This is a genomic window from Marinobacter sp. B-21 (assembly GCF_056857895.1).
In genome coordinates this window covers 1-22,358 of record NZ_JBSXNZ010000077.1, presented here as the reverse complement: position 1 = coordinate 22,358, position 22,358 = coordinate 1, and the positions used below count along the sequence as shown (strand labels likewise).

Genomic DNA, 22,358 nt, shown 5'->3' with positions numbered 1-22,358 from the left:
TTTTAATTGTTAACGGGAGAAACTGTGTCTGACCAGCAGGATTTTGATCTGATTGTTATCGGAGCCGGCTCTGGCGGTGTTCGACTTGCCCGTATGTCGGCGCAACGAGGCGCCCGCGTTGCCGTGGTGGAATCACGGTACCTGGGAGGCACCTGTGTCAACGTGGGGTGCGTGCCCAAGAAACTGTTTGTATACGGTGCCCACGTTCACGATGAGCTGGAAGACGGGGCCGGTTATGGCTGGCAGGTCCCGCTGGATGACGTCCGTTTTGACTGGCCCAAGCTGGTCGCCAACAAGAACGCCGAAATTGAGCGCCTGAACGGCATTTACGGCCGGCTGCTTGAGAATGCCGGGGTTACAATTATCGAAGGCACCGCCACTGTGTCCGATGCCCATACGGTTGTGGTCGGCGACAAGTCATATACGTCGAAACACATTACCGTGGCCACCGGCAGCTGGCCGGTGATTCCGGACATACCGGGTAAAGAGTGCATTCTTACCTCCAACGAGATGTTCTACCTGCCGCAACTGCCAAAACAGGCGGTCGTCTGGGGAGGTGGTTACATTGCCGTTGAGTTTGCCGGCATTCTGGCCGGTCTGGGCGTTGAGACCACGCTGTTGTATCGTGGTGACCTGTTCCTGAGAGGATTTGATGGCGATGTCCGTCGGTTCACGGAACAGGAAATGCGCAAGAAGGGCGTCAACCTCCAGTTTGGCGTAACGATCGAATCGGTTGACGCTGAAAATGCCCATTACCGGGTGCAGCTCAGTAACGGAGAGGTCATGGAAACCGGCCTGGTGATGGCTGCAACAGGCCGGCGGGCTCTGGTCGACGGGTTGGGGCTGACAGATCTGGGCGTCCAGCTGAGTGCGTCCGGGCATGTGGTTGTGGATGATCATTTCCAGACCGCCGTCCCCTCAATCACGGCACTGGGTGACGTGATTGGCACTCCGCAGCTCACGCCTGTGGCCCTGGCGCAAGGCATGGTGCTGGCCAGACGACTGTTCGGTGACGGCCAGGGCGACATGGATTATTCCGCCATACCCACCGCTGTGTTCTGTCAGCCCAGCATCGGTACGGTTGGCCTGACCGAGGAGGAGGCCCGCGAAGCAGGACATCGCCTGCGGATTTATCGCTCCGAATTCCGGCCAATGAAATACACCCTCAGCGGACGGGATGAACGCAGCCTGATGAAACTGGTGGTGGACGATGAAACCGACCGGGTGTTGGGCGCCCATATGGTCGGGCCGGATGCCGGCGAGATAACCCAGGGCCTCGCCGTGGCCATCAAGGCCGGTGCCACCAAGGCGCAGTTTGATTCCACGCTGGGTATTCACCCGACATCGGCGGAAGAGTTCGTCACCATGAGAGAGCCGGTGGCCTGAATCAGCCCTGAATCACCAAAAGGCGCCCAGGGAAGGGCGCCAACCCACCTTAAAGCTGTATCCAGCGGCTCAGTACTTCGCGCAGATTTTCCTTTCGGACCGGTTTGGCCAGGTAGTCATTCATTCCGCTGTCAAGGCAGCTTTTCTCCGTGCCTGGCAGTACATCGGCGGTCAGCGCAATGATCGGCGTTCCTGACTGACCGTTACTCTTCTCCCAGTCCCTGATGTATCGGGTTGCCTCGTAACCATCCATAACCGGCATCTGGCAGTCCATCAGAATCACATCGTATCCGTTGTGATTGGTGGTTACCTTTTCCAGCGCTTCCTTGCCATTGTCGGCGGAATCGGTCTGAAAGCCCAACCGGCTGAGTATGGCCGTGGCAACCCGCTGGTTCACCGGGTTGTCTTCCACCACCAGGGCATGGCTGGTTCCGCCTATCGACTCTCGCGGCAGGATGCCGGGGGGATTTGGTCGGGCATTGGTTTCTGCCAGCTCAAAAGGCAATTCAAACCGGAACGACGAACCTTTGCCGAGGTCGGTCTCAACCTGAATGTGGCCGCCCATCAGCTCCACCAGGCATTGCACCAGAGACAGGCCCAGCCCGGTACCTCCGTGCAGCCGGGTGTTTCCGCCGTCGAGCTGTTCAAACGAATTAAAAATGTCGTGCAGGCGCTCCACCGGAATGCCAGACCCGGAATCGCTGACTGAGCAGTTCAGGATGACGCAGTTGTCTTCAAGGCAGAAGCAGCCGGCCTGAATATTGATAAAGCCGTCACTGGTAAACTTGATGGCATTGTCCACTAGCCCGGCGAGCACCTGCCGAAGGCGCGCGGCATCACCGGTAACCAGCGGGGTATCGGGCCAGTCGCCGTAGAATGTGAGATTCAGGGCCAGGCCTTGTTGCTCGGCCACATGCCGGTAGGTAGCGGTGCAGTTCAGGATGAGTTGTCTGAGGTCAAACTCCTGAGTCTCCAGCTTGAGAGTTCCGCTGTCCATACGGGAATAATCAAGGATGTCGCCGATCACGGTAAGCAGATCCTCGGTGGACTGGCGGGCCGTGATGAGGTAGTCGCGCTGGCGGTTGCTGAGTGGTTCTTCCTGAACAAGGTCAATCATGCCGAGTACACCATTAAGCGGCGTGCGTAATTCATGGCTCATCGTTGCAAGAAACTCGGATTTCGCCTGATTCGCCGTTTCCGCCTTTTCGCGAGCACTTTCAGACGCCGTCAGGGTCTGATCCCGGGCGGTCTGCAGGCCGGCCAGGTGTTTTGCCAGTTGATTCAGTTGCTCTTCAATGGCGACGATTTCCCGGGAGGTCTGGCGGGTATTCAGCGGTCGTTCCTGGTAATCGCCGGCTGTCAGCTTACCGATCCGGTCGGTCAGATCCCGGACCGGAGAGAGGATAGTGGTCAGGAAATGGTTGATGATCAGGATGGTGAACAAAAGCAATGCCAGACCGACGGCAGTGGATGTCCACAGAATGCCCATGCGACGGTCCGCCAGAACATCGGTGCCGACACCGACCTGCACAGTTCCCACCCGCAGTGCGCCCGAACCAAAGCCATAGTCCGGTTCAAACCACTCCGCGGCGCGTTCTGACCCGAGCTCCAGAGGCTGCTGGAGAATTTCTGCCTCAAAAACCTGATAGCGTTCCGGGTTTTCCTGCGGATTCACCGGTCCTTGGGCAACGAAGCCGACCTGCTCGCCCAAAACATCCGATACCCGGATCCAGTCCGTCCTGCTGCGGCGCAGGGATTGAGAGAGAACCTGCTCCAGAGCCAGGGTGTTGCCGGATACAACCGCGTACTCCAGAGCCGGAGCCAGACTGTCTGCCAGCATCTGGCTGCTGTCTGACAAGTCGCGACGGGCATCCTCCAGCCGGGCTGATGTGAAAAACACCATAAGCACGAGGAACATGACAACGGCGGGCAATGCGCCGAGCAGCAACAGCTTGCGGGACAACGGGCGCTGCTGTCGGGGCGTATTACTCATCAGACACCTCTCCGTTGACGGTCAGTTGTCGATCCACCCGGGCGGCAATGTCCTCCCGGCTGGGCAATGGGATGTTCAGGGAGCGCGCGACCTGTTTGTTGATTTCTACCCGGAACTGATCCGGGTAGGAGGGCGGAGGGAACTCTCCGGTCTCAAAGTAGGTGTCCAGAAATTGGCTGGCCAACCGAGCCATCTCGGGAAATGGTGCATAACTGGATGCCAGTGAACCCGCTTTCACATAGGCCTGGGTTGGTCCGATGACAATCTGGTTACGGCGATAGGCGGTCAGCAGGATGTGCTTGATGGTCCTTGGGTTGTAGATGGCACTGTCGGGAGCGGCCAGTAGGAAATCACCATACCCCAGCGCCCGAACAAGGGTTGGGATCAAGTCGTCGGCGTCATCCACCAGGAAAATCCTGCCGGCCATTCCGAAGGCCGGCAGTTCATCAAGCAACGGTTCATAGAGTTGCACCGAATCCGCGGTTGCCAGCAGGGCAATCCTGGTTGCATGGGGCAGGATTGCCTTTCCTGTCAGCGCCTGACGGATCAGGGGAACATCGTAAAGAATGCCGGAAATCTGGCCCGGCGAGCGATCTGCAAATGTCGAAATAAACGATTTTTCCACAAGCATCGCAAGAATGGGCGCCGAGCGGTTGCGCTGGCGGACCCGGGAGAAGGCAGAGGGGCCAATGGTGATGACCGGCGCCTCCGCGGTCATCGGAATCTGGTCATCGGATATCGGGCGCAGGTTGACGCCTTCGCCCATTTGCGACTGAAGTAAGCCGGTCAAATGCTGGTCCAGGGCGCCATTGCCGGAACCGGCAAGATAGACGGTTCGCCTGACGGCTTCATCCTGGGCAAAAGCCGAGTGGCCAAACGCCCAGATCAGCAATCCGAAGCAAAGCCGGAGGACCAGTCTTCGGACCAGCGCTCCGTTCCGCGTTTCAGAAAAACTGTTTGATGTGTGCCTCATACCGTCCAGGGTCAGATGCTTTCCATAATAGGTGTTCAGAAGCGAATTCCAGCCTCAACGAAAAACTGGTTGTGGTCCTCAATCCGGTTGTCCGGGCTCATCCAGGCCTGAAGATCAAGATAATGCTGGATCGTCAAAGCCAGCACATAGCTGTAGTCCGGCCTGTCAACGCGCCTGGCGAGGCGAAAATCCGCGCGCTCAAAGCGGGTCTCCCGGACTTCGTTAGTCCAGTAATAGGATACTGAAGATTGTAGTTCGAATGGCAGCTCCTGTATCCAGGCAGCGCTACCCGAGTGACGGGCAGACAGTCGGGAAAGCAGGCCGACCACATATCTCTGGTCCTTGGGCGAGAGGGCGGCAGGATCACCGGTATAATACCCTTCCTGATCCATGTAAGCATAAGTGGCTCGCAGCATGGTGCCCGGGAATGTGAGTGAGGTCTCAAGTTCGACACCTTCCTGCTTCATGGCAACGTTGTTGGCGATGAACCACTCTTCTTCGTTAATGACCCCACTGATCATGTCCCGGAAATCATCGTTGAAATACCGGATCTCCGTGGACAGCATCGCATGCTCAAAACGGAACTGACCAAAATAGCTGATTTCCCGGGAGGTGATCCACTCCTCCTCGAGATCTTCTCCATAGGTGGAGGTGCTGCTATCCACCAGATCCTCGATCAGCAGGCGGGTGCCCTCGAGCGCTTCGTAAGGGGCGCGCACATTGGCCGGCCGGTAGGACCAGTCGGGGGACTGTTCAAAAGCATCCGGTGTACGCACAGCCCGGGAGAAGACAAACCTCAGGGCATGGTTGTTGTTCAGAATAAAATTGGATGCGATCCTCGGAGAAAAATAGCCCTCGTCGGTCGTAGAGGTTCGTTCCCAGTTTCCGCCCGCGTTGAGGGTCAGCCAATGGCTCGGTGAGTATTCCAGGTTGGCGAACAGCCGGCTCTGATAAGTACTGCCTTTGCCATTGAAGAAGGTTTCCGAGTCGTAGCCGTCGTTTCGGTAGCCTAGACCGGACACCAGTTTCAGGCCCGGATTGAAGATGATCGTGTCCTGAATCTCGAATTCATGACGGGATTCCTTGATATCCTCATTCAAGTCTGCGATGAGCGGAGAGGTCTGGGAAGGGAGCGGCACTCCCGGAGGAAACAGGTCCGCCAAAAAATCCGGAGCAGTTGGCGGGGCTTCTCCCGGTTCCGGTAGTTCGGGGATTCTGACAGACCAGCGTTGGCGGCGCTGCTGAACCTGGTGGCTGGCTTGGACATGATAAAAGTGATTGGGGGAGGTGGCGCCATTAAACTGGACCTGCAGGTAGTAATCATCCGCGACAATGTCTGGGTCTGTCATCGCGCCCAACTTGCCGGATCTGTCCCGGTCCTCTTCGTTGATGCCGTCGATCACGCCGGCACGGAAGTCCACGGAGTGGCGGCTGTCGATATTTATAATACTGTCAAAGTTGAAGTTGTTGACGTTGTGGCCATCATGAAAGGGGGTTACTCCATCCCTGGTGGTGTCGAAACCATTTGATTTGCGCTTTTCGTAAGAAAGCCGCCAGCTACCGGCCTGGCCGGCCTCGCCGACGGACGTAAAGGCCCTGACGAAGCCGCGGGAGCCTGCGCTTGCATATGCTTCCACGCCAGCGGTGTCCTGGGGTGAGCGCGTGATTATATTGATACTGCCCAGGAACGCGTTGATACCATCGGCGGCGGAGTTAGGACCACGGCTCACCTCGATCCGTTCTATGTTTTCCAGGGCCACCGGCATGGTAATCCAGTCAACGTCTGCCAGGCTGACCCGATAGGCCGTCCGGCCATCGATCTGAACCTGCAGACGTCGTTGCTCGTACTGGGATGTTCCGTGATAGGTTGCGACCGGGTTGTTGCTGCCATATGCACCAACGACCATGCCGGGAACCAGACGGAAGGCTTCAACCAGGTTCATGATGCCCAGATCGCGAATCATGTCGCCGGTGAGGATGGTGGTCGTGCCGGGCACCCGAAGTTTTGACTGTCGTAATCGTGTTGTTGTCAGAACCTCGGGTATTTCGGTTTGCACACCATCAAGGGCGAGCAGGCCGGGCATGAGATCGGATGTGGGGGATTGGCCGAACCCTGTCGACGGTAACAACGCACCGCCAATCAAAGTGGCGCTGAGGCAGGTCACAAAGGGGCGGCCCTTTTTCATTCCTGCCGTTTTTGTCGCTTGATGCATGGTTGACGTTCTATAATCTGCCGAGAAAAAAGTTGGTATTGTTATAGTGTGATTGGTGCCTATCGTAGGGGACGTGGGGCATTTTGTCTCTCAAAAATGTAATGAATGTCAGGCCCGGGAGTTGCAGCTGTATGAATTGTTGGGAAATCCTTGGAATTGAGCCCACCGGCGATCGCCAGCGGATCCAGGACGCGTATGAGCAACAGCTAAAATTTGCCTCTGATGACGAGGCCCGGCGCCTTGAGCAGGCGTTTCGGGAGGCGGTGGGTGATGCCCCGGAGCCACCGGGGGAGGAGCCGGTAGCCGTTCGGCTGCAGGAGCAGGGCCGGGCCGGGGGTGAGGGAACTGATCGTCCACTTGATGCCAACGACGGCCAGGTTGTCCGTGAGGTGGTTATCCAGATCAAGGCGCTGCTGAACGACTCCTCCCGGAGCAGGGACGTCGGTATCTGGAAGGCGATTCTTAATGAACCGCCAGCGGATCAGAAGCCACTGCGCCGGGAGATTGGCCGGCAACTTGAGCCGCAGTTGCGCCCAATGGCTGAAAACGGCACGTTTCCCGCTCCTGTCGCCCAGTTTCTCGGGGACTGGTTTAACTGGTTCAGCGTTGAGCAGGTTCGGGATTTGCCGGATGAGCGCAATTACCCAGAACGGGAGATGGCGGAAGCGCAGGACGATGAGCCTCCCCAGATGGTCAATTTCTGGCCTGCGATCATTGGCTGGATTGTGGGCCTGGTCATTCTTGCCGCGCTCTTTGGCGGAATGGGGGGCGGTTAAAGCCGCCACCCCGGTTATTCCGCTTTTTCTGCATTGGCCTGTTCAATCTTCTCCCGGTATTTCTGCGCAAGGATTGCCCCGACGATCACCTGGATCTGGTTGTAGCACATGATCGGCAAAACGATCATCCCGAAGCCCGGGTGGCCGGAGAACAGTACCTTCGCCATGGGCAACCCTGATGCCAGGCTCTTCTTGGAACCGCAGAACACGACAGCTGCCTCGTCTTCGAGGCTGAAGCCGAATCGCCGCACCAGAAACCTGGCAAACACTATAAACAGCAAGAGCAAACCCAGGCACAACGCGATAGCGAACAGGATCGCCTGCAACGGCAGTTTCTGCCACAGGCCGCTTTCCACCGAGAAGGAAAAGGCCGAGTAGACAATCAACCAGATTACACACTTGTCGTAGCGTGCCATCAGGCTTTCATTTCGCGCCAGGTAACCGCCCAGCCAGGGCCGCATGGCGTGGCCAACCGTGAAGGGGAGTAGTAGTTGCAGGATAATGTCTTTCAGCGCTTCGGCCACTGAAAAGTCTCCGCCCCCTGAGGTGCTCACCAGCAGCAGAAGCAGGAAGGGTGTCAGCATCATGCCGAAGACATTGGAGGCGGCGGCGCTGCAGATGGCCGCAGGTACGTTGCCCCGGGCCATGGCCGTGTAGGCGATGGAGGAGGAGACCGCTGATGGCAGTACACCCAGGTACAGGAACCCCAGGCCCAGATCTTTCGGCATCCAGGTTGGCACAATGTCGCTCAGGCCGTTGATGGGCAACACCGCCAGCGGGAAGAAAATGAACGTGAGCGATGTGATCAGAATGTGCAGGCGCCAATGGGTGGCCCCGGAAACAATCTGCTCCCGGGACAGGGCGGCACCGTGGAAGAAGAAGAGCAGGGCGACCGCTACCGTGCCGGCGGTCGCCAGCATGTCTCCGGCCTGGCCCGTAGCGGGCAGAAACGTTGCCAGAACGATGGCGCCGAGCAGGAGCAGGGTGAAGGTATCAATCCTGAACCTCATATTTCAGGACTCCTGCCGCTTGAGCGCCTGAAGGCTGGGTTTCAATAATTCCCTGGCAAGGTTCTCCGCCCTGGTTTCATCCTGCCGGCGGACCGCGGCCAGCAGAAGTTCATGATCTTCCTGGGACGGCTCTGGCAGGTCGGTATTGGTTTCGGTCTGCTCGATGGTCTGGCTGACGGCGTGGGAGAAGTAATTGTACAGCTCAGCCAGTGCCGGGTTATGGGAGGCCGCCACCAGGGCGTGGTGGAAGGCTTCATCATGGCGGATGCGGCTTTGCAGATCCTCACCGGCTTTGGCCCGCGCATCGAGGGCGCTGGTCATGTTCCGCAGATCCTGGTCTGTGCGCCTTGCCGCAGCCAGCTTGGCGGCTTCGGTTTCCAGCATAATGCGCACTTCCAGCTGATCCGCCAGTTGGGTACGGGTGATCCTGCGGAGTGTTTCGCCGGCGTCCCGGGTGGCGCGCACGTAGGTGCCATCTCCCTGCCGGGTTTCCAGCATCCCCACATGCACCAACACCCGAACCGCTTCGCGGACAGTGTTCCGGCCTACCCCGAGAGCGTCTGATAACTCCGATTCCACCGGCAGACGATCGCCAACATCCCAGTCGCCTTTTTCGATGGCATTTCGGAGGCTTTCTATCGCGGTTTCCACAAGCGAGCCTTTGCGGATACGTTCTAGCATGTGTCTATCATCCCTCAAACCTATGACCCAATCATCCTATGAATTAGCGAAGGCTTCAAGTATTGATGAAGGATTTGCCTCAGTCAGATGGCTGAGAGGGATAAATAAACTGATAGTCCGCAGTGTCCACCCGTCGTGTCGCGAAACGATAGGTGAAGGTAAACCCCGGCCAGTTAATGGTATTCCGGCCATTAGCATCAAGGTACCAGGAAGTACACCCGGAACTCCAGACAGTGTCTTCAAGCCCGTCCTGGACGACATGGGTAAACCGGTCCTGCCTGTCCTGGCGAACGTCCATGGCGGAGCCGGGGTATTTTCCGAGCGCATCCAGGCAACCGAGGACATAACGGAACTGGGACTCCAGCATGTACAGAATGGAGTTGTGGGCCAGGTTGGTGTTGGGGCCATACAGCATGAACAGATTGGGAAAGCCGCTGACGGTGATGCCTTTGAAGGCGGCTGCGCCGTTCTGCCAGGCCTCGTTCAGGGTCTTCCCGCTCCGGCCGGTTATCCGCATGGGGGAGAGAAACTCCGAGGCCCGGAAACCGGTCCCGCAGATGATGGCATCCACCGGGTGGTGGCTGTCTCGGGTAACTACACCGGTCTCATCAATATGGTCAATGGGGTCGGTAATCAGATTCACATTTGGCCGGTTAATGGCCGGGTACCAATCGTTGGAAATCAGAATGCGCTTACAGCCGATTTTGTAATCGGGGATGATACGGTGCAGCTTTGCCGGGTCGGTGACCTGCTTTCTGGCTTCTCGTTTTGCCTGGTTGGCATGGAACTCCAGCAATCCGCTGAATTTGGTGAATGCCAGGGCCCGGCTTTCGTTTTTCCAGTAGATCAGATAGCGGTAGACCCGGTCCCAGGCCGGGACTTTCTGGAACAAGGCCTGCTCCCAGGGTTTGAAGGGGCGGTCCGGCTTGGGCAGCACCCAGGCGGCAGAGCGCTGGAACAGGTCCAGCTGTTTTACCTTTGGGGCAATCTCCGGCACAAACTGGATGGCACTCGCGCCAGTACCGATAACCGCTACCCGCTTACCCGTCAGATCATAGCCGTGATCCCAGCGGGCTGAATGAAACAGCTTGCCTTTGAAGCGCTCCAGGCCATCGAGCTTTGGCCAGGCGGGCTGATTCAACTGGCCTGTTGCCGTGATCAGCACGCTTGCGGTCAGTTGCTCGCCGGTGGCCAGAGTAACGGTCCATTGATTGTTGTTGTCATCAAAAGCCGCCTCCTGCACTTCCGAATTAAAACGGATGTGGTCGGCCAGCCGGTATTTGGCGACACAGTGTTCCATGTACCCGAGGATTTCCCGTTGCAGGCCAAATTTTCTGGACCAGTCGTGCTTGGGTTCAAACGAGTAGGAGTAGAAGTGGGACTGGACATCGCAGGCTGCGCCAGGGTAGGTATTGTCGCGCCAGGTGCCACCCACCCGGTCGGCTTTTTCCAGCAGTGTCAGGTTGGTGTAGCCCGCCAGCTTCAGTTTTATGGCTATTCCGAGGCCGCCGAAACCGGCGCCAATGATCAGAATGGATGGGCGTTCACGTTCGCTGGGCGGGGTCATGGAAGGCTGTCCGTCATTATTGTTGTGCTCGTTCGGGATCAGTATACGGTTCTACAGCACCCCGATGGATGACTTTTTTGGCCAGACTGGCTAGTCAGAATGATCAACCGTGGGCTGGGCGAGAAAATTATCAGAGGTCTGCGAAAGCAGCGCCCGCAGCGCTGGAGTCTCGAACTGGCGCCGGATGCTGATGGCGTAGAATTCCTCGAAGACGCCGGGCAGGGCGCCGTAATCCGACAGGGCCCCGCTTTTAAGTTCGTCCCGCACCACCACCGGCGGCATGATGGCAAAGTGCCCGGTGTCCCGTGTCAGCAGTCGCATCATGGCCATGTCGTCCACTTCCGCGGCAATGTGCGGGCGGAGCCTGTGGTATTCGCAGAGCTGATCAAAAGCCTGGCGTATGTTGTTGTCCGGTCCCGGAACAATCAGGCTCCGGTTCCTGAGCATCTCAGGGAACTCTCTTTGCACCTCCAGGCCCGTCGGGCCAATGATGCTTACCGGCTGTTTGGCGATCAGACGGGAGCGCCAGGGGTTCTGCTCATCCCCCTGTACTGTCTGATTGGAAAGAATCAGGTCCAGTCGATGGGCCGACAGACGCCGCAGCAATTCATCAATGTGGCTGCTTTGCAGGCTAAGCTCCAGATCCTCCCGGTTCAGCAAGGGTTGCAGAAAACCCTCCTGAAAGTTCCGTGACAGGGTCGCGACGGCGCCAATGCGGAGGATTTCCCGGTTCGGTTGCGCGCCTGAGGCAAACAGGGCCGACAGTTCCTCACCTTGCCGGAAGATTTCTTCGGCATAGGAGAAAGCCATGCGTCCCGCCTCGGACAGCTTTAGCCGGCGCCCCTCCCGAATGAACAGGTCATGGCCGAGGCTTTCCTCCAGTTTCCGGATCTGCCCTGAAAGAGCGGACTGGGAAATATGCAGGGAGTCTGCCGCCCGGGTGAGATGGCCGGTGCGGGCAACCTTCCAGAAATAATACAGGTGGTGGTAATTGAGCTTCATTGCCGACCGTTCTCAAAAACAGAATGAATTAATAAGTATAAACCATTTTTTATATCGGTCTGGCAAGGGCAAAGTACTCCCGAAAGGTTCCGCCAAACAGAAGGTTTGTCCCTATGAATCCAATCGCTGAATTTTCTTCGTTACTGGTACTGGCCATCTGGCTGATGCTGCCGGTGGCCCTTTTTGCGCTGGCCGGATTGAGCGGCTGGCTGAAAAGCCCCCTGAAGCGGAATCACTGCTGGCGCATTGCCGGCTGGCTGATGGTGCTCTCAATGGCCGCGTCTTTACTGGTTGCCACTTTGCTTATCATCCAGTCCGTGGTCGTTGGCGACAGCAACACACTGGCTACCCTCGGCAGTCGCTTTGGCTTGTACCCGGATGGTATCGCCGTCTGGATGGCTCTGATGGTGGCGTTCGTTGGGTGGGTGATTCTGCGGTTTGCGCACAATTATCTCAGCCAGGATCCCGGCCGTGATCGCTTCCTTCCCTGGTTCCTGGTTACGATCGCTTCGGTTCTGGTTCTGGTTTTCACCAATAACCTGCTGATTCTGGCAGGCGTCTGGATTGGTGTCAGCCTGGCCCTGCACCACCTTCTTACGCTTTACCAGGACCGGCCACAGGCGCGAATGGCAGCGGTTCAGAAGTTTATCGTCAGCCGCGCCGGAGACGTGCTGGTGATTTCGGGTGTGGTGTTGCTGTATCTCCACTACGGCACCTTTTACCTGCCAGAGATGGTGGCGAGCGAGACCGCCCGTGCAGGTGGTTCGCCGGAGCTGACCATGGCCTCGGTGGCCCTGGCTCTGGCGGCCATTCTCAAGTGTGCCCAGATCCCCTTCCATGGCTGGCTTATCCGGGTGATGGAGGCGCCGACGCCGGTTTCTGCACTGTTGCATGCCGGCGTGATCAACCTCGGCGGATTTCTGTGGCTGCGTTTGTTCCCGGTCTTCGACGGATTCACCGCCGGACACCTGATACTGCTGGTGATTGGCGGCCTCACAGCGGTCGTTGCGGCGCTCATCATGATGACCCAACACTCCGTGAAGCATGCTCTGGCCTGGTCCACCTGTGCGCAGATGGGGTTCATGCTGTTTGAAATCGGCATGGGAGCCTACACGCTGGCGCTGCTGCATCTGTTGGCTCACTCGCTTTATAAGGCCCACTCCTTCCTGGCCTCCGGGCGCACGGTGGTGGTGTCGGCGGCGGGTGGCTTTGCCGAGCCTCCAGTGGCCAGCCGGATGCTCTGGGCGGGCTCAACCGGGCTGGTCGCAACTCTGATTCTGTTCCAGGCTCCGTGGATTGTTGAGCACAACCCGGTTTTCGGGGCGCTGCTGGTGCTTGCAGTCGCCGCCGCGGCCATGGGTATACCGGCCGGCGCAACCGCTTCAGTAAAATTCAAACTGGCAGGCATGTCGGTGTTGCTGGTTCCGGTCTATTCACTGCTGCATACGCTGGTGGGGCCGGCGGTGCCCGTGCATGAGGGTTTTGCCGTTCCTCCGGTCGGTTACGCACTGGGGGCGGCAATGGTCGCGTTGCTGGCCCTATGTTCGCTGCTGATTGTTCTGGGCGCCCGTTTCCGGGCAACCCGGGTGCTCGGCGCCCACTTCCGGCAGGGGCTCTATCTCGACCTGCCGTTTGACCGGCTGACTCGTCAGCTGGCGGCCGAAGCGCTGAGGGTGCCGTCAATGTTTCGTAGAGTTCCCCATCATCCGTTCAGACTGGAGGAAAGATCATGACCAATTTATCGGTGTCGGTGCCGGAGTTGCAGGTAATGGATGATGGTTGGCGCGACTCTTTCCGCAAGGCCTGTAACCTGATTGCGCCGGTGTGGCCGCTGGATCAGTGGATTGCGGTCAACCCGTTCTGGGGCCTGAGGCATAGTACGGCGGCGAGAGCAGACCAGCTTCTGCAGGAGCGTGGCGGGATCAACATGCTGATGCCCCCGGAGTATTACCGGGAGGCTTGGGACGGCGGCCGGATCCGGGAAGAGGATCTCAGGGCGAGTATCGAGGAGTTTGACGGCGAGCAGTGTCTTGCGGATTATCTGGACTGGCCTGGCCGTCCATCAAACACCTCTGCTCCCGGACAGGGCTCGATTCTTGGTACGTTTTCCGGAGGTCCGGCAAACTCCGCAGGCAATGGTGAAGAGAACCTGGCTGAGGTGGTTTGTGATCAGGTTTCGAAAACCTGTGGCGCTTTTTTTGACCAGCGCCAGGGCCGTTGGTCTGCGACCAGAGGCGAATATGACACGGGTTTGTTCGGGTTCTGGCTCGAGTCGGTTCGCGAGGATCGTTCCCTGGATTTCAGAACCGGTCTGGCGGGTGCCCGGGCGTTTTTCAACGCCGTGCCGGATACCATGGATGAGGCGATTGAAGAATCGATCAAGGCTATCAGGGTTTCTGGTCAGGAGCTTGAGGCCCTGCTCCACAGTCTGTTGCTTCGGGTAAACGGCTGGGCCTCCTGGTGCCGTGGAGAGGACTGGCGCGCTGGCCTTGAGGGCGCATCGTCTGATCGCTGCGCAGAACTGCTGGCCATCATGCTGGTCTGGGAGTCCCTCGGCGCTGGCTTTGCCTCGCCCGCCCAAAAAGCCCAATGGCAGAAACAGAGAGCGCGGGCACGCCGTGCCGGCGACCGGAACGATCGGAACAGGCTCTGGGTGTGGCAGCGTGCGTTTGAGCTCGGTTATCAGCGCACGCTTTGGCAGGCGCTTGGATTCGGGCATCAGACCGAGCCGGTTTCGGTTCCAGACAACGAGACGCTGGAAGCCCAGGCTGTCTTCTGTATTGATGTCCGGTCTGAAGTGATGCGCCGACACCTGGAAGAGGTCTGTCCCGGCGTTCAGACGCTGGGTTTCGCGGGCTTTTTCGGAATGCCCATTGCGCACCAGCAGCACGGGCCTTTCGCGCCGGTCCGGCGCCTGCCGGGGCTATTGTCAGCGCCATACCGTTTAATCGATACCAAGGGCAGCTTGCGGGAAGACTTCGCTGAAAACAGGGCATTGGATCAGAAGGAAATTGCCCGGGAATCGGTGAGAAAGGCGAAATACAGCAGTCTCTCCACATTCACTATGGTGGAAACAACCGGGCTTGCGTGGGCCTGGAAATTGCTGAAGGACAGCTTGAAGCGTGGCCAGCACAGCAATACTGAACATTGTATTGAAGGGCGACTGGTTCATAACCATGGCGGTGATCCCCTTTCCGATGCGGAAAAGGTAACGCTGGCAGAAAACATGCTCCGGGGCATGTCGTTAACCGGCAGCTTTGCGCCCTTGCTGGTGTTTGTTGGCCATGGCAGTCATACCGATAACAATCCGAATCAGGCCGGACTGGATTGCGGCGCCTGCGGCGGCCAGAGTGGCGGCGTCAACGCGCGCCTTGCCGCCCGCCTGATCAACGAGCCCGAAATCCGGGCAGGGCTGGCCGCCCGGGGTATAAGAATCCCCGACTATACCTGGGCCGTGGCTGCCGAGCATTGCACGGCCACTGACAAGGTGACCATTGCCGATCACCACCTGATTCCGGATTCCCACGTTCATAAGCTGGCGGATTTACAGGCGGGTTTTGAGGAGGCTGGCGTTCGGGTTCGCAAGGAGCGGGCAACGCCACTGAAACTGAATGGGTTGGGGGATGACCAGCTGAAAGAAGCCATGGAGAAAAGGACCAGAGACTGGTCAGAGGTGCGTCCGGAGTGGGGGTTGGCCAACAATGCAGCCATCATCTTTGCCAAGCGGACAAGAACCCGCGGAAGGAATCTTTCCGGCCGGGTATTTCTGCACGATTACGATCCCGCCCTGGATGCCGATGGCAGCCTGCTGGAAGGGCTGCTTGCCGCTCCGATGATCGTAGCCAACTGGATTAACCTCCAGTACTTTGCTTCGGTAACGGTTCCGGAAGTCTACGGCTCAGGGAACAAGCTGCTTCATTCGGTCGTTGGTGGCAATGTGGGGGTGGTTGAAGGCAATGGGTCGCATCTTAGGATCGGCCTGCCTCTGCAATCGGTGCACGACGGAACCTACTGGCGCCACGAACCGGTTCGGCTGACGGTGCTGATTGACGCTCCGGCACAGCGGATAGAGTCGGTGATTCGTTGCCAGCCAGACGTGGCGGCCCTGGTGCAGAATCAGTGGGTCTGCCTGTGCCGGATGTCTGAGAATGGGGCAGAGCGTTACGATAAGGGGCAGTGGAAAAGCATAGCGTGAGGCAGGGCGGCCTTTACCTGCCGGCCGCCCTTGGCTCTTATTCCTGCTCCGCGTTAAGAAGATCCGGTTTTTTGAGCGATTTCTGAAACAGATCCTTTTCTTCAGCGATGGCCATGGCGCAGCGTTCAGCCAGGTCATCGCCAAGCCCTTCAACCTTACGGCTGAGAAATACCTGAATTTCTTCGGCCAGCTCCAGAACCTTATCCCGGGCATCGGCTTCGGCTTTTGAGGTGAACAGCATCGTGTCAGGATTTTTCAGTGCCATATCCAGGCCGTCCCTATCGGAAAAGTAGACTGCTTGTACTGCCATGGTCATTCCTCGCAGTGAGCGTTAGTAGTACTGTATAAAAACACAGTCTATCCGACAGGGGGTCGCCAACACAATGGCAATCGGGCTTCAGCAATTGCCGAAGCCCGGAAAGACAGGGTACGGGAAGGGAAAATCAGTATCTCAGTAGTGCGGAACCCCAGGTGAATCCGCCACCGAAGGCCTCCAGCAGGATCACCTCATTGCGCTTGATTCGCCCGTCGCGCACGGCAACATCCAGGGCAAGGGGGATCGAAGCCGCAGAGGTGTTGCCATGCTGGCCAACAGTAACAACAACCTGGTCCATGGACATATTCAGTTTTCTGGCAGTAGCCGAGATGATTCGAAGATTGGCCTGGTGGGGCACCAGCCAGTCAATATCCGATTTCTGCATCTGATTGGCTTCGAGGGTTTCGTCGACAATCTTGCCGAGCGTGTTCACCGCCACCTTGAACACTTCGTTGCCCTTCATCTCCACAAACGCGCGCCCGGCTTTCACCTGATCATAACCATCCGCAATACCGCAGGGCACATGAAGTAACTCTTCATATTGGCCATCGGCGTGGATGTGCGTGGAGAGAATGCCGGTTTCGTCATCGGCTTCCAGGATCACCGCACCGGCACCGTCCCCGAAGAGTACACAGGTGCCACGGTCTTCCCAGTTGATGATGCGGGAGAATACCTCAGCCCCGATGACGAGCGCCTTCTTGCTGCTGCCGGTTTTGATGAATTTTTCCGCAGTTGCCAATGCGTAGACAAAACCGCTGCAGACTGCCTGAATATCGAAAGCGGGGCAGCCATGGATTCCCAGCCGGGCCTGAAGAATGCAGGCGGAGCTCGGGAAAATCTTGTCCGGGGTGGAGGTGGCGAACACAATCAGATCAATGTCTTCAGCGTTAATGCCAGCGGCGTCAATGGCGTTCCTCGCAGCTTGCTCGGCCAGGTCGACCGTGGTCTGTCCCTCAATGGCAATATGCCGTTGCTCGATTCCTGTGCGCTCGCGAATCCACTGGTCTGTGGTGTCGACCATTTTCTCAAGGTCTTTATTGGTAACGATATTGTCTGGCAGGTAAGAGCCGGTGCCGGTAATTCGTGCAAAGGTCATTCGCGAGTGTCCCGAGGCGTAACTGGTTTAACGTTCTTCCATGCTATACCCATGTAACGTCGTGCGTAATTAGCGATTTGTCAAAGAAGCCCGGAAACTGGCAGGCTCGTCTATGCTGAAGGTGATCACCTTTGATCGACACGATGCATAACTCTGCACAGAAGAGGAGAGCAAGACGATGGGCATTTCCAGCCATGAGCTTCACAAAGAATTTCCCCAGTACAGTGACCTTATTGATGAGCTCAAGAGCAACGACCCGAGGTTCGATGAAAAATTCCGGGAATACGCGGAGCTGGATCAGGAGATAGAGGGGTTGGAAAAGAGGGATGCGCCTATTAGTGACGACAAATTGCATCGCATGAAACAGAAGCGCGCCCGGCTTAAGGATAATCTTTACCAGGCGCTGGTTTCAAACGACAAGGCATCATGAAAACGTAATGAATGTGTAGCCTGAATTTAACGGAAAAACGCTGAGAGCCCCTGTGTGTAGGGGTTTCCAAGTATTTAGAAAACTCCTCGTCAACCCTAAAATAGGATCCTAATTAAACAAGGTCCCGGTTTTGAATGACCGACATTTTGTCGTTGACTCAGGAGTTTTAAAATGAAAAGCGCAGCTTCTCTTTACAAAGGCTGGCGGATGAAGCGCAACTTCGTCCGCCTGGTTATGACAATGGATCGCCGGTTGCTGAACGACGTCGGGTTTTCACCCGAACTGGTTGAACAGAAACTGAGCACGCCTTTCTGGAAATTCTGATCCGGAAGAACTGACCGGCAATTGCACCGGTAATCTCCTGAGCTGGTGAGAAAATCACCAGTTCAGCGTTTTCGGAATGTGGCAAAAATAAAATATACCATTGTTCTTAAAGTGTTTTTATCTCGAAAAAATATAAGAAAGTTGATTTGTATCTGTATATTCCCTGAACGGATCAGTCTATAGTCTGGCTACCTCCAGAACCCCAACGGTTCACCCAGAAAGGAGAGCTCGACGATGATCCAGGAATTCCTGCAAAGCACCTTGCCTTTAGACTCTTCCGTTACCCTCAAACGTTCTGAGATTGATCCTGATAGTGAACTTGCAGCTGTCCGCAGCGAGGCCTTTGAAATCGTTTCTGATGCCGGCGAAACCGTAGGCTTCGTGAAAGCCTGGGAAGAGGATCCAAGCTTCCGAGGCTACGTTCATTTTGATTCGGATGGCAACGTGGTCGACTGGAAGGTTTTCAGCCGCCGGGCTCAGGGCTGACGGTTACACCAGCCAGCCAAAGAAGAAATCAAACAACGCACTGAAGAATCCGCCACCGGTACTACGCCGGGGTTCGTTCTCAGGCTGATTCGTTGCAGCAGGGTTGCCAGTGCCGGCGGTTTGTTCTGTGACTGTAACTTCGGTTTCAGGCTCAAGGGGGGCGGTACTTGTTGGCTCTGCTGGCAGCTGTGCTAATGGACCGTCTGCCTCAACGGCCACTACTGCAACAGCGGTAACAGGTTTTTGATTTGCCGATGGTACGGAGTCAACGATTTCGGTCTCGGATTCCGGGGCTGGCGCAGTTTCACTGGACGACTCGGATACGACCCCCAAAACGGCCGGGGAGGACGAGGATGGAGCTTCAGAAGGAGTTGAGGTTCCGTTTTTAACTAATTGACTATAAATGGTTTTGTTATCAGAATCATCAATAGCTTCTGGTGGCTTGCTTGCAGATGCCTCAGCGCTTGCAGGAGGTTCTTCAGTTCCCGTTTCCCGGGGGGCCTCGATCAACGGTGCAGATGGCTCGGGCTTTGGCTCCGTTCGCGGCACCATTTTCGCCACAGCTTGAGGCCGTAACCGCAGGTTCAGTTCCGGTAAACCCAGTGCAGCCACAGCGTCTTCACGGCTGGCGACAGCATTGCTGCTGACTGTTGCCTTGGCGGTGGTATTTACACCCAGCGCCTTCAGGGTTTGCGAATCCAGGTCACCGCTGGTGGGAAGGCCGCTTTTGTCCTGATAGTTCCGGACAGCGGCCCGCAACTTGTTGTCATACCAGCCGTCCGCACGCCCGATGTCATAGCCGGCGCCGTAAAGGGCATTTTCCGCTGAAAAAATAACATTTACCGGACTTGCCCCGTGGGCAGCACTGAAGCCCATGGCCGCGGTGAACAGGACGGCGGCCTGAGTGCGAAAGCCAGGAACCTGGCAATGGCGTGAGCGTTTCATGGCGAAATCCCTCTGGGCTGTTCCGTATACGTTTACATTTCGTAACGTGAGCCCTGAAAGTATCAGCAATAACCGGGACCGCCTATGACGCAGTTAACAACCGGAATAATTAGCTGACGTGAAACCGGCGAACGAGGCTGTCCATTTCTTCGGCCATACCTGCAAGCGCCTTGCTGGAATCGTTTACGTGAGAAATGTCTCCAGTCAGTTCGTCGATGGCACCACTGCTGGCCTCGACATTCTGAGTCATTTCCGCGGCGGTCGCCCGTTGTTGTTCGGTGGCACTCGCAATCTGTGTGGTCATGTCCACAATCCGGTTCACTGCGGCCAGAATGTCCGAAAGCGCCGTGCCGGACCTGCCGGCCTCTTCGCTGGCCTCTCCGGCCATCTGTCTGGCCTTGCTCATATCAACCACGGCCCCCGCGGCGCCACTCTGGAGATTGGAAACAATCCGCTCAATATCGACCGTTGAATCCTGAACCCGCCTGGCGAGCCCGCGGACTTCATCAGCAACCACAGCGAAGCCCCGGCCGGCTTCACCCGCCCGGGCTGCTTCAATGGCCGCGTTCAGGGCCAGGAGGTTGGTTTGCCCGGCGATGCTCTGTATCACTTCGAGGACACCACCGATTTCACCAGACTCCTGTTCCAGACGTTGAATGCGTTTGGAACCCTCCTGGACCTGTTCCGCAAGCCGGGTTACCGACTGGATTGCATTGGTCACGGTTGCCTGTCCGGAATCGGCCAGCCGCGCGGCCTGCCGGGCGGATTCGTCCGTGTCGTTGGTATTTGAAGCGATCTCATCGGATGTGGAAACCATTTCCTGCATCGCCGCCGATACCTGGGTAATCTGGTCTCTCTGCTGCCCGGAGCTTTTTGTCGTCCTCTCTGTAATGCCGGACAGGGACTCGGATTCGCTGGTCAACCCCCGGGATGCCGTGGCAATCCTTGAGATGATGTCCTCGAGGGTTTCGAGAAACGAATTGACGGCTGATATGAAGTCCCCGATTTCATCCGGGCGCCCTTTGGTGAGTCGGGTTGAGACATTGCCGCGATTGTTGCCAATGTCTTCCAGGTATCCGAGGATTTCCGCGCGAGCGCGTTTCACGCTAATGGCCATCATCCGGCTAAAGAGGAAGGCAACCACCAGTCCCAACAATACAGAGGTTGCGAAGGCGGCCATAGTCAGGCGCAGAGCAGTGTCGGTTTCTGATTCCGCCTCATCGGCCACGGCTTCCAGCGCAACAAAAACCTTTTGTTCGAGCTCCCTCGCCAGTTGCGTAATTTGCGGGCCCAGAACATCGAGTTGTTCTGTTTTGGTTCGGTTCATGGCGCTTTGATGAAGCAAAAGATTGTTCACTGAGGCTTGATATTTCTCCAGCGCCTCAATGGCCGTATCGAGGTATTGGCGTATGAAATCGGGCACGGCATCCATATCGAGAAAGGAAAGGGCGTCCGATACATCCTCCATGGCATAACCCAGTGCTTTCTCGGAGGTTTCAGTGCCATCCGAAAAATATCGCTGGGTTGCCATTCGCATCAGGAGCGTGTCGTGGATCAGCTGCTCAAGCGTGACCCGGAGTGGGCTGTCCGGTTCCCGGTTGGTGATGCCGTCAATAGCCCTGCGCAATGCTTTGGAAGCGGCAGGGCCATACTGGTCCAGTTCTTCGGCAACAATTCGCTGAACTTGCTGTTTGGCGGGGACCAACTCCTCTTCGAAGATACCAACGTACCGGGAGGTGGCCTGCTCGATTTCCCTGACCAGCCGGATACGTTCCGGTGCCCGGATGTTTGCCTGAGCATCTGCCAGATCGTTGAAAAATCCAGACTCGAGCTGCTCAAGACGGGACAGGACTTCCTCGTTACCCGTGGCGTAATAGTCGAAAACCCAAAGTCTCAACCGGTAAAGGTTGATGAGAACATCCGTTGCAATCGCCGTCTCGGGGGCAAGGTCCCTGGCGACAGTGCCCATTCGATCATCCAGGCTTCGGAATTCGCGAACACTGTAAAAAGTGACGAGCGCGAACAGCAGCAAGATAAACACCGGTGCAATCAGCAGTTTGCCGCGCACGCCGAGGCGACGCTCAATAGATTCAACAATGGTGGCAGTCACTGTACAACCTCTTCCAAAGTGCTAGATATCTCAGTTAACGACCGAACGGGAATTGTCTGGAGTGAATCGTGACGATTTAGTCAACAAAGTTCGCTTGGCTGGCGATCAGTGGCGACAAATCCAGGTTCCAGTGTTTCAGTCCACTTTCGCTGTACACGTAGTGGCCACTCAGGGATTTCAGCTGGGGTATGCGATTGGGTTTAACCCCGTTCAGTATCAGGGAGGCGAGGCGAGCTGCGGTCAGGCCTTCCTGATGGGCTGAAATGGTGAATCCCCCGATGCTTTGTTCCTTGCCGATGAAAATATCCCAGAATGAAAAGATCGGAATTCGGGTGCGGGTAAATGCCTCAGTCATGAGCTCTTTTGGGGTGATGTAGTTATCGGCTTCATCGCGAATGGTGTGGTGCGTGCCGACCACAATAGCGTCGTAGGTTTCGTGTGCATTGAAAACGCTTTGCAACCAGGTGTCCTTGTCATTGGTAAGCACAATGTCCAGTTGCGAGCCGTAAAGGGTGGCTTGTCTTTTGTCACCGAAGTATTCGTTTACGGCATTGCGCATGGTTGGTGAATCATCCATCAACACCAGGAAACGATCCTTCTGGCTGAGTACTTTTCTCAGATGGCGGATGCTTTCCGCGAAGAAGGGCCGCTCCAGTATGCCGGTGACCAGAGGGTGCTCAAGAGCAGGGTGCTGCACGGGCCCTCCGTTCACACCTAGTGTACCTTAACAAAAGTTCATCGAGTAATTGGCATTAAAGGCTATAATTGCAGAAAATGTTGATGGAGCTACTGCAATGGGCCGACCCGTTATACCTTTGAAGATGACAGAGGAAGAGCGCAACGAGCTCAATGCAT

General features: G+C 56.9%; 19 protein-coding genes. 7 read left to right on the top strand and 12 right to left on the bottom strand.

Translation table 11 applies throughout. The annotated features are described in order from the left end of the window. Window positions 1–24: 24 nt before the first annotated feature. Entirely contained in the window at window positions 25–1,386 is a 1,362-nt protein-coding gene (gene gorA, locus AC13C0_RS12005) for a glutathione-disulfide reductase (protein ID WP_341581932.1), read from the top strand. A 49-nt stretch (window positions 1,387–1,435) separates the two neighbouring features. Here the strand turns inward: gorA and AC13C0_RS12000 are convergent, their stop codons facing one another. The 3 genes from AC13C0_RS12000 to AC13C0_RS11990 form a co-directional block, all read right to left on the bottom strand. Continuing rightward, a complete protein-coding gene (locus AC13C0_RS12000; RefSeq protein ID WP_341581933.1) occupies window positions 1,436–3,379 on the bottom strand; it encodes a HAMP domain-containing hybrid sensor histidine kinase/response regulator in 1,944 nt (647 codons plus the stop codon). After that, window positions 3,372–4,271 carry an ABC transporter substrate-binding protein gene (locus AC13C0_RS11995; RefSeq protein ID WP_482954439.1) on the bottom strand — a complete coding sequence of 300 codons (900 nt, stop codon included), beginning with the start codon at window positions 4,269–4,271 and terminating at the stop codon, window positions 3,372–3,374. Before AC13C0_RS11995 ends, AC13C0_RS12000 begins: the two co-directional genes overlap by 8 nt. Window positions 4,272–4,387: 116 nt before the next feature. Further along, complete coding sequence (locus AC13C0_RS11990) at window positions 4,388–6,565, bottom strand: TonB-dependent receptor plug domain-containing protein (protein ID WP_482954438.1); 2,178 nt, start codon at window positions 6,563–6,565, stop codon at window positions 4,388–4,390. A gap of 131 nt (window positions 6,566–6,696) precedes the next feature. Between AC13C0_RS11990 and AC13C0_RS11985 the strand changes: the two genes are divergently transcribed. Then, window positions 6,697–7,341 carry a J domain-containing protein gene (locus AC13C0_RS11985; protein WP_482954437.1) on the top strand — a complete coding sequence of 215 codons (645 nt, stop codon included), beginning with the start codon at window positions 6,697–6,699 and terminating at the stop codon, window positions 7,339–7,341. 14 nt (window positions 7,342–7,355) lie between these two features. On the opposite strand, the gene AC13C0_RS11980 is transcribed toward AC13C0_RS11985, so the two are convergent. From AC13C0_RS11980 to AC13C0_RS11965, 4 genes are all read right to left on the bottom strand, one after another. Then, window positions 7,356–8,351 carry a bile acid:sodium symporter family protein gene (locus AC13C0_RS11980; RefSeq protein ID WP_341581937.1) on the bottom strand — a complete coding sequence of 332 codons (996 nt, stop codon included), beginning with the start codon at window positions 8,349–8,351 and terminating at the stop codon, window positions 7,356–7,358. A gap of 3 nt (window positions 8,352–8,354) precedes the next feature. Next, the gene (locus tag AC13C0_RS11975; protein ID WP_482954436.1) at window positions 8,355–9,032 is read right to left on the bottom strand and encodes a FadR/GntR family transcriptional regulator; all 678 of its coding nucleotides are present in this window, start codon (window positions 9,030–9,032) and stop codon (window positions 8,355–8,357) included. 79 nt (window positions 9,033–9,111) lie between these two features. After that, on the bottom strand, window positions 9,112–10,599 hold the full coding sequence (locus AC13C0_RS11970) for a flavin-containing monooxygenase (protein WP_482954435.1): 1,488 nt from the start codon (window positions 10,597–10,599) through the stop codon (window positions 9,112–9,114). A gap of 90 nt (window positions 10,600–10,689) precedes the next feature. Then, a complete protein-coding gene (locus AC13C0_RS11965; RefSeq protein WP_117617034.1) occupies window positions 10,690–11,601 on the bottom strand; it encodes a LysR family transcriptional regulator in 912 nt (303 codons plus the stop codon). A gap of 113 nt (window positions 11,602–11,714) precedes the next feature. Between AC13C0_RS11965 and AC13C0_RS11960 the strand changes: the two genes are divergently transcribed. Next, the gene (locus tag AC13C0_RS11960; protein ID WP_482954434.1) at window positions 11,715–13,334 is read left to right on the top strand and encodes an NADH-quinone oxidoreductase subunit L; all 1,620 of its coding nucleotides are present in this window, start codon (window positions 11,715–11,717) and stop codon (window positions 13,332–13,334) included. Then, the gene (locus AC13C0_RS11955) at window positions 13,331–15,796 is read left to right on the top strand and encodes a YbcC family protein (protein WP_482954433.1); all 2,466 of its coding nucleotides are present in this window, start codon (window positions 13,331–13,333) and stop codon (window positions 15,794–15,796) included. The genes AC13C0_RS11960 and AC13C0_RS11955 overlap by 4 nt, the downstream gene beginning before the upstream one ends. Window positions 15,797–15,833: 37 nt before the next feature. On the opposite strand, the gene AC13C0_RS11950 is transcribed toward AC13C0_RS11955, so the two are convergent. After that, window positions 15,834–16,106, bottom strand: coding sequence for a YebG family protein (locus AC13C0_RS11950; protein ID WP_117617037.1), 273 nt, complete (start codon window positions 16,104–16,106; stop codon window positions 15,834–15,836). A gap of 133 nt (window positions 16,107–16,239) precedes the next feature. Further along, entirely contained in the window at window positions 16,240–17,208 is a 969-nt protein-coding gene (locus AC13C0_RS11945) for a beta-ketoacyl-ACP synthase III (protein WP_117617038.1), read from the bottom strand. A gap of 178 nt (window positions 17,209–17,386) precedes the next feature. Between AC13C0_RS11945 and AC13C0_RS11940 the strand changes: the two genes are divergently transcribed. From AC13C0_RS11940 to AC13C0_RS11930, 3 genes are all read left to right on the top strand, one after another. Further along, window positions 17,387–17,638: an HP1242/YdcH family protein gene (locus tag AC13C0_RS11940; RefSeq protein WP_117617039.1), complete on the top strand. Its 252-nt coding sequence runs from the start codon at window positions 17,387–17,389 to the stop codon at window positions 17,636–17,638. 171 nt (window positions 17,639–17,809) lie between these two features. After that, window positions 17,810–17,962 (top strand): DUF1127 domain-containing protein, encoded by a 153-nt coding sequence (locus AC13C0_RS11935; protein ID WP_162893658.1) that lies wholly within the window; start codon window positions 17,810–17,812, stop codon window positions 17,960–17,962. 234 nt (window positions 17,963–18,196) lie between these two features. After that, on the top strand, window positions 18,197–18,448 hold the full coding sequence (locus tag AC13C0_RS11930) for a hypothetical protein (RefSeq protein ID WP_117617040.1): 252 nt from the start codon (window positions 18,197–18,199) through the stop codon (window positions 18,446–18,448). A 3-nt stretch (window positions 18,449–18,451) separates the two neighbouring features. Here AC13C0_RS11930 and AC13C0_RS11925 read toward each other — a convergent pair whose 3' ends face one another. The 3 genes from AC13C0_RS11925 to AC13C0_RS11915 all read right to left on the bottom strand — a co-directional run bounded on the left by AC13C0_RS11925 (window position 18,452) and on the right by AC13C0_RS11915 (window position 22,200). After that, window positions 18,452–19,393 (bottom strand): peptidoglycan-binding protein, encoded by a 942-nt coding sequence (locus AC13C0_RS11925; RefSeq protein ID WP_117617041.1) that lies wholly within the window; start codon window positions 19,391–19,393, stop codon window positions 18,452–18,454. Window positions 19,394–19,502: 109 nt separating this feature from the next. Then, window positions 19,503–21,503 carry a methyl-accepting chemotaxis protein gene (locus AC13C0_RS11920; protein ID WP_341581941.1) on the bottom strand — a complete coding sequence of 667 codons (2,001 nt, stop codon included), beginning with the start codon at window positions 21,501–21,503 and terminating at the stop codon, window positions 19,503–19,505. Window positions 21,504–21,579: 76 nt separating this feature from the next. Beyond that, window positions 21,580–22,200 (bottom strand): ABC transporter substrate binding protein, encoded by a 621-nt coding sequence (locus AC13C0_RS11915; RefSeq protein ID WP_482954432.1) that lies wholly within the window; start codon window positions 22,198–22,200, stop codon window positions 21,580–21,582. Window positions 22,201–22,358: the final 158 nt, after the last annotated feature.

Bases quoted from the DNA above. Each gene is read 5' to 3' on its own strand.
- AC13C0_RS12000 (WP_341581933.1), bottom strand. From the start codon at position 3,379: ATGAGTAATACGCCCCGACAGCAGCGCCCGTTGTCCCGCAAGCTGTTG.
- AC13C0_RS11990 (WP_482954438.1), bottom strand. From the start codon at position 6,565: ATGCATCAAGCGACAAAAACGGCAGGAATGAAAAAGGGCCGCCCCTTT.
- AC13C0_RS11985 (WP_482954437.1), top strand. From the start codon at position 6,697: ATGAATTGTTGGGAAATCCTTGGAATTGAGCCCACCGGCGATCGCCAG.
- AC13C0_RS11980 (WP_341581937.1), bottom strand. From the start codon at position 8,351: ATGAGGTTCAGGATTGATACCTTCACCCTGCTCCTGCTCGGCGCCATC.
- AC13C0_RS11975 (WP_482954436.1), bottom strand. From the start codon at position 9,032: ATGCTAGAACGTATCCGCAAAGGCTCGCTTGTGGAAACCGCGATAGAA.
- AC13C0_RS11970 (WP_482954435.1), bottom strand. From the start codon at position 10,599: ATGACCCCGCCCAGCGAACGTGAACGCCCATCCATTCTGATCATTGGC.
- AC13C0_RS11965 (WP_117617034.1), bottom strand. From the start codon at position 11,601: ATGAAGCTCAATTACCACCACCTGTATTATTTCTGGAAGGTTGCCCGC.
- AC13C0_RS11960 (WP_482954434.1), top strand. From the start codon at position 11,715: ATGAATCCAATCGCTGAATTTTCTTCGTTACTGGTACTGGCCATCTGG.
- AC13C0_RS11955 (WP_482954433.1), top strand. From the start codon at position 13,331: ATGACCAATTTATCGGTGTCGGTGCCGGAGTTGCAGGTAATGGATGAT.
- AC13C0_RS11950 (WP_117617037.1), bottom strand. From the start codon at position 16,106: ATGGCAGTACAAGCAGTCTACTTTTCCGATAGGGACGGCCTGGATATG.
- AC13C0_RS11945 (WP_117617038.1), bottom strand. From the start codon at position 17,208: ATGACCTTTGCACGAATTACCGGCACCGGCTCTTACCTGCCAGACAAT.
- AC13C0_RS11940 (WP_117617039.1), top strand. From the start codon at position 17,387: ATGGGCATTTCCAGCCATGAGCTTCACAAAGAATTTCCCCAGTACAGT.
- AC13C0_RS11935 (WP_162893658.1), top strand. From the start codon at position 17,810: ATGAAAAGCGCAGCTTCTCTTTACAAAGGCTGGCGGATGAAGCGCAAC.
- AC13C0_RS11930 (WP_117617040.1), top strand. From the start codon at position 18,197: ATGATCCAGGAATTCCTGCAAAGCACCTTGCCTTTAGACTCTTCCGTT.
- AC13C0_RS11925 (WP_117617041.1), bottom strand. From the start codon at position 19,393: ATGAAACGCTCACGCCATTGCCAGGTTCCTGGCTTTCGCACTCAGGCC.